Raw genomic sequence first — 16,632 nt, 5'->3', positions numbered from 1 at the left:
GTCCCGCCGCCGTTCAGGCCGAAGAAGAGCGCGTCCCGGTACGTCGAGCAGATGGTGTCCAGGAAGTACGCGCCCGCGGTGCCGCACTGCTCGGCCGCCGAGCCTGGGTCGACCGGGGTGCCGTGGCCCATCCCGGAGATCCGGTAAAGGCGCACGTCGTCGTTGCCGTACACCTCGAGGCTGGTGTTGCCGGGTAGCGACGAGGTGCTGGTCGGGGTCTGCGACACGCCCCGCACGTTGGTCCACTGGTCCCGGGACTCGGTGCCGTTGAGCGGGGTCACAGTGGTGTCCGAGGTGCCGTGCCAGATGGCCACCCGGGGGCGCGGGCCGGTGTAGCCGGAGTACGCGCCACGGACCAGGTCGCCCCAGGCGGCCGGGGTCTTGTCCGCACCCGGGTTCATGCAGCTGAACGCGTTGACCATGCTGGTGGCGCAGCGGTACGGGATCCCCGCGATGATCGATCCGGCGGCGAAGACGTCCGGGTAGGTGGCCAGCATGACCGCGCTCATCGCCCCGCCGGCGGAGAGCCCGCTGACGTAGACCCGGGAGCCGTTCACCCCGTAGTTCGTCTTGGCGTGGTCGACCATCTGCTTGATGGACAGCGCCTCACCCTGGCCTCGGGTGGTGTCCCCCGCCTCGAAGAAGTTGAAGCAGGAGTTGGCGTTGTTGCCGGACGGCTGCTGGGCGACGATCAGGGCGAACTTCCACTGGTCGGCGTACTTCTGCCAGCCGGAGTTGGCGAAGTAGCCGGAGGCGTTCTGGGTGCAGCCGTGCAGCAGGACGACGGCCGGGGAGTTGGCCGGCAGGCCGTCCGGCCGGTAGGCGTACATGGCGAGATTTCCGGGGTTGGAGCCGAACCCGGTGACCTGGGTGAGGGTGGCGGCCTGGGCGGGTGCGGCGACGGCGACCGCGCCCGCGACGGCGAGGGCGAGCCCGGCGACCGCACCGAGCAGCCGGGTGATGGTGGACGAGGAGCGGCGCACGGCGGCCTCCCTGGAGGGGCAGACTGTGAACTGGGTCACGGTCGAGTTGCCGAGACGTTACGACGATGTGTCGGCGCTATGACATGGGGCACACGCACACATTCACGACGGACGCTGTGTACGCCAGACCGTCGACGTGGCGGGCCGAATCCGTCCCCAACGGTCCCGTCCTTGCAGGTCTGACCGGCCCGTCCAGGTCCGGTTGGTAACGTCCGCTGCGTGCCGTCCTCCCCGTCGCTGGCCACCGGGCCCGCACCCGCGTCACCGCCGAGCACCGTCCGGGACCGCCGGGCCGACCTGATCGTCGTGCTGGTGGCGCTCGCGCTCGCCGTCTGGGTGACCAGTGGGCTGTGGCGGGACCCGAACACCCGCACCATCACCGTCAACTCCAGCGACCAGGCGCTCTTCGAATGGCTGTTGGCCTTCGGCGGGCACGCGGTCACCCACGGGGACAACCCGCTCTTCACATACCTGATCAACGTCCCGGACGGCGTGAACCTCGCGGTCAACACGACGATCACGGTGTACGCGGTGGTCTTCGCCCCGCTCACGTACCTGATCGGGCCGCCGGCGACGTTCCTGGTGATCCTCACCCTGAACCTGCTCGCCACCGCGCTGGTCTGGTACTGGCTGCTCTCCCGGCACCTGGTCCGCAGCCGGCTGGCCGCCGGGGTCGGCGCCCTGTTCATCGCCTACTCCCCCGGCATGGTGTCGCACGCCAACGCGCACCTGAACTGGACCGCCGGTTGGCTGGTGCCGCTGCTGATCTGGCGGCTCTTCGCGCTGCGCCGGGCCGGGCACTGGCTCCGTGACGGGCTGATCCTCGGCGTGCTGGTCGCGGTGGCCTTCTCGATCGCCGCCGAAGGGCTGTTCTTCACCGCGCTGGCGCTGGGGGTGTTCGTCGCCGTCTGGGCGCTGCACCCGGCCAACCGGGTGGAGGCACGAGCCGCGCTGCCCAATTTCCTGCGCGGGCTCGGGGTGACCGCCGTGGTCGCCGGTGTGCTGCTGTCGTACCCCCTGTGGTTGCACTTCGCCGGGCCACAACGGTTCCACGGCACCGGCTTCGACCCGGTGATCCACTCAGAGGACATCGCGGCGTTCGCCGCCTTCCCGCGCCGCTCACTGGCCGGCGAGGCCGGGTTGGGCACCTCGCTGGCGCCGAACCCGACCGAGGAGAACTCGTTCTTCGGCATCCCGCTGCTGGTGCTCACCGTGGTCTGTTTCGTCGTCCTCTGGCGGCGGGCCGACCCGCACCGCCGGGCCACCCTCTGGGCGCTGGGCGCCCTCGCTGTGATCTTCACGGTGCTCTCCTTCGGGCCGGTCGCCAAGGTCGACGGCCGACGTACCGATCTGCCCATGCCGTTCGACCTGGTCGGACAACTGCCGGTGGTGAACGCCGCGCTACCGGCCCGGCTGGCACTGGTGGTCGCGCCCGTGGTCGGGCTGCTGCTGGCGTACGTCATCGACCAGTTGCGCGCCGCACCACCTCAGCACCGCTCCACGGAACTGGCCTGGCTGCTGGGTTTCGCGGTGGCCCTGGTGCCGCTGCTGCCCACCCCGCTGCTGACCGACGAACGGGAGCCGATCCCGCGCTTCATCACCTCCGGCACCTGGCGGGACTACGTGTCACCGGACGGGGTGCTGACCCCGGTGCCGCTGACGGTGGACATCTACCCGGACGGCCAGCGCTGGCAGGCGTACGCGTTGTCGCACCGCCAGGGGGAGTTCGCCATCCCGGGCGGCTTCTTCCTCGGCCCCGGCGGGCCGGACGGGCGGGGCCGGATCGGTCCGGTGCCGCGCACGCTGAGCGCGTTGATGGACCAGGCCGGCCGCACCGGGCTGGCCCCCATCATCACCGACGGAACGATCCGGGAGGTCCAGTCGGACCTGCGGCACTGGCGCATCGAGACGGTGGTGCTCGCCGACGAGGTGCACGGCGCGAAGTTCGAGGTCGACGAGGCGGCGCTGCTGCGCACCGGCACCGCCCTGTTCGGCGAGCCGCAACGGGTCGACGATGTCTGGCTCTGGCGCATCCCGCCGGCCGATCGATAGACCGCGACGCGGCCGGCCGGGGCATCACGACCGACCGCCGTCGCGTCTAATGAGCCGATGAGACTGACCGGTGGGCGATTGCGGCGTGCCGCCGTGGTCGGGCTCGCGCTGGGGCTCGTCGCGCTCGGCGCGCCAGCCGCCACGGCCGCGAACAGCGTCGCGCTCGGCGCGCCAGCCGCCACGGCCGCGAACAGCACTGTCGCCGACGGCACGGCCGGCGGGAGCACTGTCACCGACAGCACGGTCGGGGTGGTGCCGAGCCAGGTGCGCGATCCGTGGCTGTGGCAGGCCACCGTGGGGCAACGCCCGGCCGGTCCGGCCGCGTTGGTGTTCTTCACCGACCGCACCCGCTATTTCGAGTCGACCGGGGTGCTGGTCGCACGGGACGGCGCCTACCGGCTCATCCCGATCCGCATCGGCGAGGGGCACGGGCTGCTCTCCCCCGACGGGCGCCACTACCTGCGGCCGCAGTTCGGCGAGTTGCTGGACCTCACCACCGGCCGGCAGCGACGCACCCTGAAACCCGGGCTGGACCCTTTCGCGTGGTCACCGGATGGGCGACGCGTGCTCGGCACCCGCAGCAACGACGATCCGGTGATCAGCTACGGGCCGGACAACCAGCAGCTGAACGACCCGGAAAAGCCCGACGACCTGCTCGTCGTCGACCCGTACCAGGGCACCGAGCAGGTGGTCGCGGCCGGCACCTTCGCCGCCCACAACGCGGCGGCCTGGTCACCCGGTGGCGACCTGGTGGCGGTCACCGGCTCGCCGGACGTGCCTGCCCGGCTCGCCGAGCGCCAGCGACTGGTGGTCGTCGACCCGGCCGGCGGCGGTCCTCGCTGGCAGGTCGACCTGGGCGACCGGCGGACACTGGCCGGCCCCGCCGCCTGGCACCCCGACGGCCGGCGGCTCGCGCTGCTCGCCTTCGACGGCTGCGCCGGGCCCAGGTGCACGGCCGAGCAGGCGGCGGCGCGCACCTGGCGAATCGAGTTCCTGGACACGGCCACCGGTCAGGCGGTCGGCCAAGCCCTGCCGGCCGGCACCTCGGCCAGCGGGATCATCGGCTGGCGCGGAGACGACCCGATCCTGCGGTATGTCAGCGAGACGGAGCAGGACACGGACCGGCAAGCCCTCCTCGCCGCGCTGTCGCCCGACGGCGGTCGCGAGGTGCTGGTGACCACGCCGGTCGGGTCGACCGACCTGATGGTGCCGGGCGACCTGCTGACCCGGGCCGCGTTCGGTGGGCCGGAGCCCCGGCCGTCACCGTTCGCCGCCCCGCTCTGGGTCTACCTGACGCTGGGCGTGCCGACGCTGCTCGCGATCGCTCTCATCGTTCGCCGGATCCGCCGCCACCGCGGTGCGACGGTCCCTGCTCCGGCGTGACAACGAGCCGCCGAGCAGTGCCGCGACCGGCACGACGACGTCCTCGTGAGGCGGCTCACCAGGGAAGATCGCCTCTGACGGGACTAGGCTGGTTGCCGTGACGACGACGACCCCCGGCCTGACGGCCGTCCGTGCCGGCCTGCTCGAATACCAGGCCGCCTGGGACGAGCAGCGGCGCCTGCACGAGTCGGTGGTGGCTGGCGAGCGCGGCGACACCGTGCTGCTGCTGGAGCACCCGAGCGTCTACACCGCGGGCAAGCGCACCGAACCGTGGGACCGGCCCATGGACGGCACTCCGGTCGTCGACGTGGACCGTGGCGGCAAGATCACCTGGCATGGGCCGGGGCAGCTCGTCGGTTACCCGATCCTGCGCCTGCCCGACCCGGTGGACGTGGTCGCCTACGTGCGCCGGACCGAAGCGCTGCTCATCGACGTGTGCGCCGAGTTCGGTCTGACCGCCGGCCGGGTCGAGGGGCGCAGCGGGGTCTGGGTGCCCGAGGACGACCGGGGGCCGGCCCGCAAGGTGGCGGCCATCGGCATCCGGGTGGCCCGGGGCGTCACCCTGCACGGCTTCTCGATCAACTGCGACTGCGACCTGACGTACTTCGACCGGATCGTGCCGTGCGGCATCCGGGACGCCGGGGTCACCTCGCTCACCGCCGAGCTGGGTCGGCCGATCAGCGTCGCCGACGTGCTGCCGGTGGTCGAGCGCCGGCTCTCCACCCTCATCGAGGTCTGAGCGGCGGCCCCCGACGTCGCCGCCGGGGGCCACCTCGCTCACGGCGTCAGGCGGTGCAGGTCACGTGGGAACGCGGTGACCTCCCGGACGTTGGCCGCGCCGACCAGCCGGGCCACGAACCGTTCCAGACCGATGGCGAAGCCACCGTGCGGTGGCATGCCGTGCCGGAACGCGTCCAGGTAGCCGACGTACGGCTCGACCGGCTCACCCCGGGCCGCCAACGCCGCCAGGTAGTCGGCGTGCCGGTGCAGCCGCTGCCCGCCGGTGACCAGCTCCAGACCCCGAAAGAGCAGGTCAAACCCGTTCGAGTACGCGGGCCGCGCCGGGTCCGGGTGGGTGTAGAAGGGTCGCTTCGCCATCGGGTAGCCGGTGACGAACAGGAAGTTCGAGCCGTGTTCGCGCCGGGCCCACTCCCCCAGCGCCCGTTCGTGGGCGGGCGCGAGGTCCGGCTCGTCGGCGGGCGCGCCGGCGATCGTCAGCGCCTCGGTGAAGTGCACCGCCGGGATCTCCGCCGGCACCTGCGGCGGCGTGACGCCGAGCGTCGCCAGAGCGCTGCCGGCCCGCTCGCTCACCGTGTCCAGCATCCCGGCCACGGTGTCACGCAGCACGCGCATCACGTCCCGGTGGTCGGTGACGAAGCCCAGCTCCGCGTCGAGCGACGTGTACTGGGCGAGGTGCCGGACGGTGTCGTGGGGTTCGGCCCGGAAGACCGGCCCCACCTCGTAGACACGTTCGAAGACGCCGACCATCAGCTGCTTGTAGAACTGCGGCGACTGGGCCAGGTACGCGGGTCGGCCGAACCAGTCCAGCGCGAACACGTTCGCCCCGCTCTCGGTGCTGGAGCTGACCACCTTCGGCGTCTGGACCTCCACGAAGTCCTGGGCGTCGAGTGCGGCCCGGAACCCGGCCACCGCGGCGGCCGAGATCCGCAGCGCGGCCGACCGGGTGGGGTGCCGCAGCGCGGTGGGCGCGTTGTCGAGCTGGGTGGGCAGGCTCGCGGTGAGCGCCGGCCGGTACAGGTCGAACGGTGGCGGTGCGGCGGGCGGCCCGAGGAGACGTACCGTCGGGTCGGTCAGCTCGACCCCGGCGGGCGCCGTGCCGTTCGCGGTGGCCGTCGCGGTGACCTCGACGACCGTCTCCTCGGTGAGTTTCTCCAGCTCGGCGCGGACGGCCGAATCGGTGACGACCACCTGGGCCAGGCCGGTGGCGTCCCGCACGATCAGGAAGGCCACCGACTTGAGCAGTCGACGGCGGTGCACCCAGCCGGCGATCCGCACGGTCGTGCCGATCCTGGCGGGCAGTTGCTGGGACAGGGTTCGTTGCATGGCGGGCTGCTCCTCGGTCGATCGCCACGCCTTCGCCGCCCTGGGATGGTGAAAGCGTCGCATCAGCCCCAGGGAGGTGTGGGCGAGCGGGAACCTCGCGGTGCCACCACACCTTCGCCCCCGCCGAAGCGGGGGCCTCGTTCGTCGCCTGATGACCGGGGCCAGCCGGGCGGGCTCTACTGGGCGCGGGAGACCCGCGGCCGTTCTTCCCGCAGCTCGGGAGGGTCTTCGCGCCCCGGTGCCAGACCGCCTCTCAGCACCGGCGGCTCTCTGCACTGGCGGGTCGGGGGCTACTCGGCTCCGTCGTCGCTGTTGGCGGTGACCGTAGCACCCGAATCCCGCTCGTGTGACGCACATTTTCGACACCCCGGTGTCCGGCGTCACAACGTTCGGGGCGTGACGCCGGTCGCCTGACGCACATAGACACCTGCCGTCCGGCGTAGGCTCATTTTCGTGACGATCGAGCACTCCGCGCCGACGACCGGCCAGGCAGCGCGCACCGCAACGGCGGCCCCCGAGGGGCGGCGTCTGCTGCGGATCGAGGCGCGTAACGCCGAGACGCCGATCGAGCGCAAACCGCCATGGATCAAGGTCAAGGCCAAGATGGGCCCGGAGTACACCCAGCTGCGCGGGCTCGTCTCGCGCGAAGGGCTGCACACCGTCTGCCAGGAGGCCGGCTGCCCCAACATCTACGAGTGTTGGGAAGACCGGGAGGCCACCTTCCTCATCGGTGGTGACCAGTGCACCCGGCGCTGCGACTTCTGCCAGATCGACACCGGCAAGCCGGCCGAGTTCGACGCCGACGAGCCGCGTCGCGTCGCCGAGTCGGTGGTCTCGATGGGGCTGCGTTACGCCACCATCACCGGTGTCGCCCGTGACGACCTGCCCGACGGCGGCGCCTGGCTGTACGCCGAGACCGTCCGACAGATCCACGCCCTGCAGCCCGGCTGCGGCGTCGAGCTGCTGATCCCGGACTTCAACGCCGTCCCCGAGCAGTTGGCCGAGGTTTTCAGCTCCCGCCCCGAGGTGCTGGCCCACAACGTGGAGACCGTGCCGCGCATCTTCAAGCGCATCCGGCCGGCGTTCCGCTACGACCGCTCGCTGGACGTGATCCGGCAGGCCCGCGCCGACGGCCTGGTCACCAAGAGCAACCTCATCCTGGGCATGGGCGAGGAGCGGGCCGAGGTCTCGCAGGCGCTGCGTGACCTGCACGAGGCCGGCTGCGAACTGATCACCATCACCCAGTACCTGCGCCCCTCGCCCCGGCACCACCCGGTGACCCGCTGGGTCAAGCCGGAGGAGTTCGTGGAGCTGCGCGAGGAGGCCGAGGAGATCGGCTTCGCCGGGGTGATGAGTGGGCCGCTGGTGCGTTCGTCGTACCGGGCCGGCCGGCTCTACAAGCAGGCCATCGACGCCCGCGCCGCCGCCTCGGTCGCCACCGCCAGCTGACTCCGACGGCGGCGCCGCGCGGCCGTTCGGCGTCCGGGTGTCATGATCCTGTGATGACCGTCGGCGTACGCGAGCAGCCGCGCGGCGCCGACCCGCCCCGCCCGCGGCCCGGCGCACGTCCCGGCCTGGTCGGTTGGCTCACCGGGTTGGCCGTGCTCTCCGGGGTGGGTTACCGGCTCTGGCTGCTGCTGCACGCCGCCCCGGCGACGAACAGCGACGAGGCCACCATGGGGCTGGCCGCGCTGCACATCGCCCGGGGTGACGGCTTCCCGGTCTGGTTCTACGGCCAGCAGTACATGGGCACGCTGGAGGCGTACCTTGCCGCGCCGGTGTTCGCCCTCGCCGGTGAGCCGTCGCTGCTCGGGCTGCGGTTGCCCACGCTGGCCCTGTACGCGCTGTTCCTGCTGCTGGCCTGGCGGTTGACGCTGCGGCTGACCGGGGACCGGTGGTTCGGGCTGCTGATGGTGGCGCTGCTGGCCCTCGGTTCCGACCGGATCGTCAAGAACCAGTTGATCGCCGGCGGCGGCTACCCCGAGATGAACGCGGCCGGGGCAGCGCTGGCCCTGCTCGCCGTGGATCTGGCCACCGGTCGACCGGGGCGGCGATCGGCCGACGCCGGGCGACCCGACGGGCGGACGGCCGACACCGGGCTACCTGGCCGTCGGCTGGCGCGCTGGGCCACGTGGGGGTTCCTGGCCGGGCTGATGCTCTGGGTCGACCCGCTCGTGCTGCCGTACGTCGCGGCGACCGGCGCGGTCCTCGTCGGGTTCTGCCGCCGGGAGCTGTGGGGTGCCGCCGGGGCGCTGCTCGGGGCGGCGGCCGTGCTGGGGGCGGCCCCACTGCTGCTGCACAGCCTGCTGACCGGACGCAACCCGCTGCACGCCGTGCTCGCGGCCAGCGGTGCCAACGCCAGCGCGGGCTGGCCGGACCGGCTGCACGGCGGCCTGGTGCTCGGCCCCGGACTGGGCATGGGCTTCTGCGCTCCCGGCCAGTGCGCCACCTGGCAACTGTGGTGGGCGCTCGCCCTGCCGCTGCTGCTGGCCATCGCCGCCGCCACCGCCTGGCGAGCCCTGCGCACCCCTGACCCCAACCCTGCTGGCTCTGCCGCTGTCGGCTCCGACGCGGTGTCGCCTCGAGTGGCGGCGGCGGCACGGCTGGCGCTCGTCCTGGCCGCGGTGGCCACCCTCGGCGCGTACACCGTGAGCAGTTCCGCCGGGCTCACCCCCGTAGAGAGTTCCCGCTACCTGTCCTGCCTGCTCATCTCCCTGCCAGCGCTGCTCTGGCCGGTGTGGACGGTGGCGCGGCACGGGCTGCGCCCGTCGGCGACCGGCCGGCGCGGCGTCGGGTCGACGCTGGCCGGGTCGGTCGCGGTGGTGTTGCTCGCCGCCACGTTGGGCACCGCCGCCCACGCCACCTGGCGGGCAGCGCAGACCGTCCCGGCGACCCAGGCCGCCGAGGCCCGGCACACCGAACTGGTGGGCACCCTGCGACAACTGGGCGTACGGCACGTGCGCGCCGGCTACTGGACCTGCAACCGGCTCACCTTCGCCAGCGCGGAGCAGGTGGTCTGCGCGGTCGTCGACGACACCCTGCGCCCCGGTTTCGACCGCTACCCCGCGTACCGGTGGGAGGTGGACAGCGCGGCGGCACCGGCCTGGGTCGCGCCGGCCGGCTCACCCCTGGCGGAGGTGCTCGACGAGCGGCAGCGAGTCACGCCGGGCAGCCTCGACCTGGTCACCATCGAGGGCTGGCGCATCTACCTGCCGCGCTGACCCCGGCGGTCCACGTCCGCGCGGCGGTCTCGGTGCGCGTCAGCGCGGCCCGGCGGTCTCGGTGCGCGGCCCGGCGGTCTCGGTGCGCGGCCCGGCGGTCTCGGTGCGCGTCAGCGCGCGGCGCGGGGGCGTCGGTGCGCGCGTCAGCGTGGCGCGGCGGCGTCGGTGAGCAGGCCGAGGCGGTGGGCCAGGGCGGCGGCCTCCACCCGGTTGGTCACGCCCAGCTTCGCGATGATCCGGGAGACGTGCACGCTTGCCGTCTTCGGTGAGATGAACAGCCGCTCGGCGATCCGGCTGTTGCTGTGCCCCTCCGCGACCAGGCGCAGCACCTCCCGCTCCCGGGCGGTCAGCAGGTCCGCGCCGGCCCCGCCCCCGGCCGCACCGCGCAGGCCGACCCGCCGCGCCAGGGTGGCGGCCGCCTCGACCAGCGGGGTCGCACCCAGCCGCCGGCCGATCTCGGTGGCCTCGGTGACCGCCGCCGCCGTCTCGTCGCGTTCCCCGGCTGCGGCGGTCGCCTCGGCCAGTGCCAGCAGCGCCCTGCCCAACGGGTAGGGCTGCCCGTCGGCCCGCCACGCGTCGACCGCCGCACGCCACGCCGGCAGCGCCTGGTCGCCGACCGCGAGCAGTGCGGTGACCTGGGCGGCGTGCGCACGGGCCGCCGGGTGCCGCGCCGGCAGGTCGGTGGCGAGCGCCGCCACCGCGACCGCCAACTCCCGGTCACCCACCCGGGCCGCGGTACGCGCGACGGCGCTGAGCACCGGCCAGCCCTCCCGGGGCAGCTGCGGCAGGCTTCCGTCCGCCACCGCGACGCGGGCCGCGCGTACCGCCTCGACCTTGTCGTCCGCGGCCAGCGCCGCCTCGATCGCCAGTTCGTGCAGGGGCAGGCGGTGGTTCGGCCACAGGTACGGCCGGTTGAGGAAGGTGAGCGCCCGGTCGACCAGTTCGTCGGCGCCCGGATGGGCGCGGGCCAGCCGCAGCCCGGCACCCAACTGGAGCCAGTGCAGACCGGTGACACCGGACAGGTCGATCCGGGCGGCCTCCGCACACACCGCCTCGGCCTCGTCCCACCGGCCCAGCGCGATGAGCGCCTCAGCCCGGTTGGAGAGCAGGTACGCCCCGGTGGAGCGGCTGATCCCCACCCGTCGCGCCTCGGCCACACCGGCCTCGGCGGCCTGCGCGGACTCGGCGTAGCGGCCCAACTCGCAGAGCATGTCCGACTCGAACACCATGGCGAGCACCAGGGTCGGCGCGTCCCCCGCCGCACGGGCAGCGGCGGCCGCCTGGCCCAGCTCGGCCAGCCCGCCGGTCAGGTCCCGCTCGCCGTGGCAGAGCAGCGCGATCCGCGTGGACAGCAGGGCCGCGTGTTCTCCGAGCGCCTCGGCGTCGGCGGCGGCCTCGGCTGCCACCCGGGCCGCCTTCTGCGGGTCGATCTTGACCAGGTGGGTGGCGATGTCGGCGAGCAGCCGGACCCGCTCCGCGCCGGGCGGGCCACCGGCCGCCAGCCGGTACGCCTCATCCAGCTCGCGGCTGCCGTCGCTCTTGCCGAGCAGGGCCATCAGTCGACCGCGCTGGTCCAGCAGGAGGGCGCCGCGCAGCGGCGCGGCGTCGACGTCCACCTCGGCCAGCCCGGCCCGGGTCAGGGTGAGTGCCCGGCTGAAGTCACCGGCGGTCACCGCGGCGTCCAGGGTCTGCTCCAGCAACGCCAGGTGGTCCATGCCGAGCAGGTCGGCGGCATCCGGCACCAGCTCCCACAACTCCAGCGCCCGCTCCAGCAGGCGGCGCTGCTCGGCGTACGCGTACCGGTCGGCGGCGGCGCACGCGGCGGCTCGTGCGGCGACGAGGGCGCGCGGGTGGTCGTGCGCGGCGTGCCAGTGGTGGGCGATCTCGGCCGGGGCGCGGCCGGCGGCGACCAGATGCGGCTGGGCCTCGATGGCGGCGGCGAAGCGGGCGTGCAGCCGGGCGTGCTCACCGGGCAACAACTCGTCGTGTACGGCCTCGCGGACCAGCGCGTGTCGGAACTCGTAGTCACCGTCCCGGTCGGCCACCACCAACTGGGCCGCGACGGCGGCGCGTAACGCGTCCTCCAGCTCGGTTTCGGGCAGCCCGGCGACCTCGGCGAGCAGGTCGTGGGCGAAGCGGGTGCCGCCGGCGGCCGCGATCCGCAACACCCGCTGGGCCGGCTCGGGGAGCCGGTCCACCCGGGCGAGCAGCAGGTCACGCAGCGTCTCGGGGAGCGCCGCGCAACCGATCGGGTCACCGGCGACGGCCAACTCCTCGATGAAGAAGGGGTTGCCCTGGGTACGGTTGTGGACGTCGTCGACGGCGCGGGCGAGCGGCTCGGCGCCGAGCAGGTCGGCGAGGATCGCGGCGGTGCCGTCACGGTCCAGGCGAGCCAGCTCGACCCGCTCCACACCCCGGGCCCGATCCAGCTCGGCGAGGAACGGGCGCAGCGGGTGGCCGCGCTGCAACTCGTCCGTGCGGTAGGTGCAGACCAGCAGGAGCCGGCCCGGCCTCGCCGCCCGGACGAGGAAGCCGATCAGGTCGCGGGTGGAACGGTCGGCCCAGTGCAGGTCCTCGATGATCAGGACGAGCGGGCGAGCATCGGCCAGCCGCTGGAACAGCTCGGCGACCAGGTCGAACAGGTAGCCGCGCGGGGCGTCGCTGAGCGGGACGGCACGCGGGGTGGTCAGCGCCGCGGAGGCGCGGCCCAGCTCCGGCAGGAGCGGGGCGAACTCCCCCTCGTAGCCGGCGAAGACCTCGGGGCCGTCGGCGCGCAGCACCGCGCGCAACGCGGCGGCGAACGGCGCGAACGGCAGGCCCGCCTCGCCCAGCTCCAGGCACTGGCCGACGAGCACCCGCGCCGCGCCGTCGGTGGCCCAGCCGGCGAACTCCTCCAGCAGCCGGGTCTTACCCACACCCGCCTCGCCGCCGACCAGCACGGTTGTCGGCTCCCCGGCCCGCGCCCGGCCCAGCGCGTCTCGCAGCGCCATGGTCTCGCGGTGGCGCCCGACGAGGACGGAACTGGCAGCGCGTACGGTCACGTGTTCGAGCATGCCATGGCGGCCCGCCCCGCCGGCCCCGCCGATCGGCCGGCTGCCGGGCGGCGGGGTCGGATCAGGTCGAGCGGCCAGCCCGACGGGCGCGGTGGACGTGACGGCCGCGCTGAACGCGGCGGCCATGCTGGGCGCCGTGGACGTGACGGCCGCGCTGACGGCGGTGGACGTGGCAGCCGCCGTGGACGTGGCCGCCTCGTTGGGCATGGCAGCCGCGTTGGGCGTGGCGGCCGCGCTGGGCGTGGCGGCCGCGCTGGGCGTGGCGGCCGCGCTGGACGCGGTCACCGGCGGGCGTCGCCGGTGCCACCGGCCTGCCTGCGCCGGCCCAACCACCCGCGGCTGACCGGCCGGGACAGCGATCGGGCGAGCCGGTCCGCGGCCGCGTCGGCGCGCAGCTCGGCGGCGTGGGTACGGTGCAGGGTGAGCAGGAAATCTGCGTCGTTGCCGAACATGTCGGGCTCCTTCGTGGGGTCGTCGTCTTCTGCTGACGACTCTTCGCGCGAAGGCCCCACCCGGGCATGGGCATGGCGCCTCATCTTCCCCTCCCACAGCCTCCTTACCCGGCCGCTCCCGGCGCGTACGGCGACGTAAGGTACTCAGCTGCCCCGGCACCCGGACGCGGATCAACCGGGCCGGCGGGGACCACTAGACTCTGCGGCATGGCAAAGCCCCAGGAGAAGGTCTCGTTCGGCCAGCGGCTGAAGCAGATCGGGATGGTGTTCCAGTTCACCGCCAAGCAGGACCGGTGGTTCGCGCCGTTGGTCGCCGCCGCGGTGCTCATCCCGCTCGCGCTCACCGTGGTCGCGGTCATCCTCTGGAGCTGGATCTGGCTCCCGATCGGCATCCTGTTCGTCCTGCTCGCGGTGTTGATCGTGCTCAACCTGCGGTCCAACAAGGCGATGATGAACGCCGCCGAGGGGCAACCCGGCGCGGCGGCGCAGATCATGGAGAACATGCGCGGGGACTGGCGGGTGACCCCGGCGGTCAGCTCGACCACCCAGATGGACATGGTCCACCTGGTGATCGGTCGCCCGGGCGTGATCCTGTTGGCCGAGGGCAACCCGCAGCGGGTGCGCGGCCTGCTCGGCCAGGAGAAGCGGCGGCTGTCCAAGGTGATCGGCTCCGCTCCCCTGCACGACTACGTGATCGGGCAGGAGGAGGGCGAGCTGCCGATCCGCAAGCTGCGGACGACGCTGCTGCGCCTGCCCCGCGCCCTCTCCGGCAAGGACGTCAACTCGCTGGACAAGCGGCTCAAGGCGCTCACCGCCCGGCCACAGATGCCCAAGGGCGCGATCCCGAAGAACATGCGGCCGCCAGGCGCCTTCCGCCAGTCGCGGGGCCGCTGACCCCAGGTGTACGTAAAGGAGCCGGACCCGTGCGGGTCCGGCTCCTTCGCGTACACCCTCATGTGCACCCGCCCCGGAGGCGCCGCCCGCCTCCGGCCGCCTTCACCCTCGCCATGATCGCCCTCGACCTCGACCTCGACCTCGACCTCGCCCTCGCCCTCGCCCTCGCCCTCGCCATGATCGTGCTCGATCCTGGATGTAGTGGCCTCGCACGCGGCGGATGCCACTACATCCTGGATCGAGTGCGATCTTGCGGGGTTGCGATCTTGCGGGGTTGCGATCTTGCGGGGGTCCCGGACCGGCGTTGTCGGGTTGATCAGCCGCGGGGGGCGTCGACGATGACCGAGCCGGCGACTCGGTCGTGCAGGCCGCGCCGGTGCTCGTCCATGATCAGTGCGGGGACGACGAGGGCCAGCAGCAGGCCACGGATCAGCCCTCGGAGCACGCCGATCCGGCCACCGTCGTACCAGTTCACACAGCGGATCTTGGTGATGTACATGCCCGGCGTCTGGGCGAACAGGCCGAGGAAGATGCCGTACATCAGGACAAGCACCAGCACCGGGGCCCAGCCGTCGCGTACCGGGTCGGCGAAGAAGTTGGACACCAGCAGGCAGAGCACCCAGTCGATGATCAGCGCCCCGAACCGCCGACCGAGGCTCGGCGCGGTGAAGGTGGGGTCGGTGGCCGGCGCTGCCGGTAGGTGCGGATTGGTCACAGCGGTCAAGGGTATCCGCGCCGGGATGAGAGCTTGCCGGGTGCCGCCGCCGCTGTGTGCCGATTCAGGCTAAAGCGATCAGATGTCATTACACTGGCGCAGTCGGTACGGCGTTCCTGGCGGGCCGGAGGCGTGGACCGGGGTGCCGCTGACGCTCCGCGAGGGACGTAACACGGCAGAAACAACGGAGACACGGCCGGGCAACCCCCCGGCCCTAGCGTCGCCAGAAGCCTAGCCACCCCGTGGACGTGCCAGGAGGATGTGTGTTCGCCAATCCCGAGGAACTGCTGCGATACCTCAAGAACGAGGACGTGAAGTTCGTCGACGTTCGTTTCTGTGACCTGCCCGGCGTGATGCAGCACTTCAACCTGCCGGTCGAGTCCGTCAACGACGACCTCTTCACCGACGGCCTCGCGTTCGACGGTTCGTCGATCCGCGGTTTCCAGGCGATCCACGAGTCGGACATGCTCCTGCTCCCGGATGTCGCCACCGCGTTCATCGACCCGTTCCGCGCGCAGAAGACGCTCGCGCTGAACTTCTTCATCCACGACCCGTTCACCCGCGAGGCCTACAGCCGCGACCCGCGCAACGTGGCGAAGAAGGCCGAGGCGTACCTGGCGGCCAGCGGCATCGCCGACACCGCCTACTTCGGTGCCGAGGCGGAGTTCTACATCTTCGACTCGATCCGCCACGAGACCTCGGCGCACCAGTCGTTCTACTACATCGACTCGATCGAGGGCGCCTGGAACACCGGCCGCGAAGAGCCCGGCGGCAACCGCGGCTACAAGACCGCGTACAAGGGCGGCTACTTCCCCGTCCCGCCGGTCGACCACTACGCCGACCTGCGTGACTCGATCGTGCGCCGCCTCGTCGACACCGGCTTCAACGTGGAGCGCTCGCACCACGAGGTGGGCACCGCCGGCCAGTCCGAGATCAACTACCGGTTCTCCACCCTGCTGCACGCCGGTGACCAGCTCCAGCTCTTCAAGTACATCGTGAAGAACGAGGCCTGGGCCAACGGCAAGACCGCGACGTTCATGCCCAAGCCGCTGTTCGGCGACAACGGCTCCGGCATGCACACCCACCAGAGCCTCTGGCTCAACGGTGAGCCGCTGTTCTACGACGAGACCGGCTACGCCGGCCTGTCCGACATGGCCCGCTGGTACATCGGCGGTCTGCTGCACCACGCCCCGTCGCTGCTGGCCTTCACCAACCCGACGATCAACTCGTACCGTCGCCTGGTGCCGGGCTTCGAGGCGCCGGTCAACCTGGTCTACTCGCAGCGCAACCGGTCCGCCTGCACCCGCATCCCGGTGACCGGCGCGAACCCGAAGGCCAAGCGCGTCGAGTTCCGCGTCCCGGACCCGTCGGCCAACGTCTACCTGGCCTTCTCCGCCATGATGATGGCCGGCCTCGACGGCATCAAGAGCAAGATCGAGCCGCCGACGCCGATCGACAAGGACCTCTACGACCTCCCGCCGGAGGAGTGGGGCGACGTCAAGCAGGTGCCGGGGTCGCTGTCGGCCGTGCTCGACTCGCTGGAGGCCGACCACGACTACCTGCTCGACGGCGGCGTCTTCACCCCCGACCTGATCTCCACCTGGGTCGACTGGAAGCGCGCCAACGAGGTCGACCCGGTGCGTCTGCGCCCGACCCCGCACGAGTTCGCCATGTACTACGACTGCTGAGCAGTCAGATGCACGACGGCTGTTGAGCAGTCGCTAGAACACCGGCCGGGCCGGCTCCGCTCACCGCGGAGTCGGCCCGGCTCGCTGTGCGCCGCCCTGCCCTGCCCTGCCCTGCCCTGCCCTGCCC

12 protein-coding genes are annotated in these 16,632 nt (G+C 72.6%); 7 read left to right on the top strand and 5 right to left on the bottom strand.

Annotated features, from left to right (window positions below; translation table 11 throughout):
* On the bottom strand, positions 1–983 hold a 983-nt coding region (locus tag DLJ58_RS29120), incomplete at its 3' end, for an extracellular catalytic domain type 1 short-chain-length polyhydroxyalkanoate depolymerase (protein WP_124861100.1).
* Positions 984–1,202: 219 nt separating this feature from the next.
* Here DLJ58_RS29120 and DLJ58_RS29115 point away from each other — a divergent pair.
* The 3 genes from DLJ58_RS29115 (at position 1,203) to lipB (ending at position 5,157) form a co-directional block, all read left to right on the top strand.
* Complete coding sequence (locus DLJ58_RS29115; protein WP_124861098.1) at positions 1,203–3,035, top strand: DUF6311 domain-containing protein; 1,833 nt, start codon at positions 1,203–1,205, stop codon at positions 3,033–3,035.
* A gap of 57 nt (positions 3,036–3,092) precedes the next feature.
* Complete coding sequence (locus tag DLJ58_RS29110; protein WP_124861096.1) at positions 3,093–4,418, top strand: hypothetical protein; 1,326 nt, start codon at positions 3,093–3,095, stop codon at positions 4,416–4,418.
* 97 nt (positions 4,419–4,515) lie between these two features.
* Positions 4,516–5,157, top strand: coding sequence for a lipoyl(octanoyl) transferase LipB (lipB, locus tag DLJ58_RS29105; RefSeq protein ID WP_124861094.1), 642 nt, complete (start codon positions 4,516–4,518; stop codon positions 5,155–5,157).
* Between the two features lie 38 nt (positions 5,158–5,195).
* Here the strand turns inward: lipB and aspS are convergent, their stop codons facing one another.
* On the bottom strand, positions 5,196–6,482 hold the full coding sequence (aspS, locus tag DLJ58_RS29100) for an aspartate--tRNA(Asn) ligase (RefSeq protein WP_124861092.1): 1,287 nt from the start codon (positions 6,480–6,482) through the stop codon (positions 5,196–5,198).
* A 453-nt stretch (positions 6,483–6,935) separates the two neighbouring features.
* Here aspS and lipA point away from each other — a divergent pair, with 453 nt between their 5' ends.
* Together lipA and DLJ58_RS29090 are read left to right on the top strand one after the other, a co-directional pair.
* Positions 6,936–7,931, top strand: coding sequence for a lipoyl synthase (gene lipA / locus DLJ58_RS29095; RefSeq protein WP_091407425.1), 996 nt, complete (start codon positions 6,936–6,938; stop codon positions 7,929–7,931).
* 53 nt (positions 7,932–7,984) lie between these two features.
* On the top strand, positions 7,985–9,703 hold the full coding sequence (locus tag DLJ58_RS29090) for a hypothetical protein (RefSeq protein ID WP_124861090.1): 1,719 nt from the start codon (positions 7,985–7,987) through the stop codon (positions 9,701–9,703).
* A 143-nt stretch (positions 9,704–9,846) separates the two neighbouring features.
* Here DLJ58_RS29090 and DLJ58_RS29085 read toward each other — a convergent pair whose 3' ends face one another.
* Both DLJ58_RS29085 and DLJ58_RS34155 read right to left on the bottom strand, forming a co-directional pair.
* Complete coding sequence (locus tag DLJ58_RS29085; protein WP_244219180.1) at positions 9,847–13,041, bottom strand: helix-turn-helix transcriptional regulator; 3,195 nt, start codon at positions 13,039–13,041, stop codon at positions 9,847–9,849.
* A complete protein-coding gene (locus tag DLJ58_RS34155; protein ID WP_167493750.1) occupies positions 13,038–13,208 on the bottom strand; it encodes a hypothetical protein in 171 nt (56 codons plus the stop codon). The genes DLJ58_RS29085 and DLJ58_RS34155 overlap by 4 nt, the downstream gene beginning before the upstream one ends.
* A gap of 207 nt (positions 13,209–13,415) precedes the next feature.
* On the opposite strand from DLJ58_RS34155, the gene DLJ58_RS29080 reads away from it, so the two are divergent.
* Positions 13,416–14,102: a DUF4191 domain-containing protein gene (locus tag DLJ58_RS29080; RefSeq protein ID WP_091407420.1), complete on the top strand. Its 687-nt coding sequence runs from the start codon at positions 13,416–13,418 to the stop codon at positions 14,100–14,102.
* 316 nt (positions 14,103–14,418) lie between these two features.
* Here DLJ58_RS29080 and DLJ58_RS29075 read toward each other — a convergent pair whose 3' ends face one another.
* A complete protein-coding gene (locus DLJ58_RS29075) occupies positions 14,419–14,817 on the bottom strand; it encodes an RDD family protein (protein WP_341869934.1) in 399 nt (132 codons plus the stop codon).
* Positions 14,818–15,080: 263 nt separating this feature from the next.
* On the opposite strand from DLJ58_RS29075, the gene glnA reads away from it, so the two are divergent.
* Positions 15,081–16,505, top strand: coding sequence for a type I glutamate--ammonia ligase (gene glnA / locus DLJ58_RS29070; RefSeq protein ID WP_112671701.1), 1,425 nt, complete (start codon positions 15,081–15,083; stop codon positions 16,503–16,505).
* The last annotated feature ends 127 nt before the right edge of the window (positions 16,506–16,632 follow it).

Origin of the sequence: Micromonospora arida (assembly GCF_003857035.1) — a bacterium.
GTDB lineage: Bacteria > Actinomycetota > Actinomycetes > Mycobacteriales > Micromonosporaceae > Micromonospora > Micromonospora arida.
This window is presented reverse-complemented; position numbering and strand designations above follow the sequence as displayed.

What these genes read in the sequence shown, in the direction of transcription:
- DLJ58_RS34155 (WP_167493750.1), bottom strand. Translation starts at nt 13,208, where the DNA reads ATGTTCGGCAACGACGCAGATTTCCTGCTCACCCTGCACCGTACCCAC.
- DLJ58_RS29110 (WP_124861096.1), top strand. Translation starts at nt 3,093, where the DNA reads ATGAGACTGACCGGTGGGCGATTGCGGCGTGCCGCCGTGGTCGGGCTC.
- DLJ58_RS29080 (WP_091407420.1), top strand. Translation starts at nt 13,416, where the DNA reads ATGGCAAAGCCCCAGGAGAAGGTCTCGTTCGGCCAGCGGCTGAAGCAG.
- aspS (WP_124861092.1), bottom strand. Translation starts at nt 6,482, where the DNA reads ATGCAACGAACCCTGTCCCAGCAACTGCCCGCCAGGATCGGCACGACC.
- DLJ58_RS29090 (WP_124861090.1), top strand. Translation starts at nt 7,985, where the DNA reads ATGACCGTCGGCGTACGCGAGCAGCCGCGCGGCGCCGACCCGCCCCGC.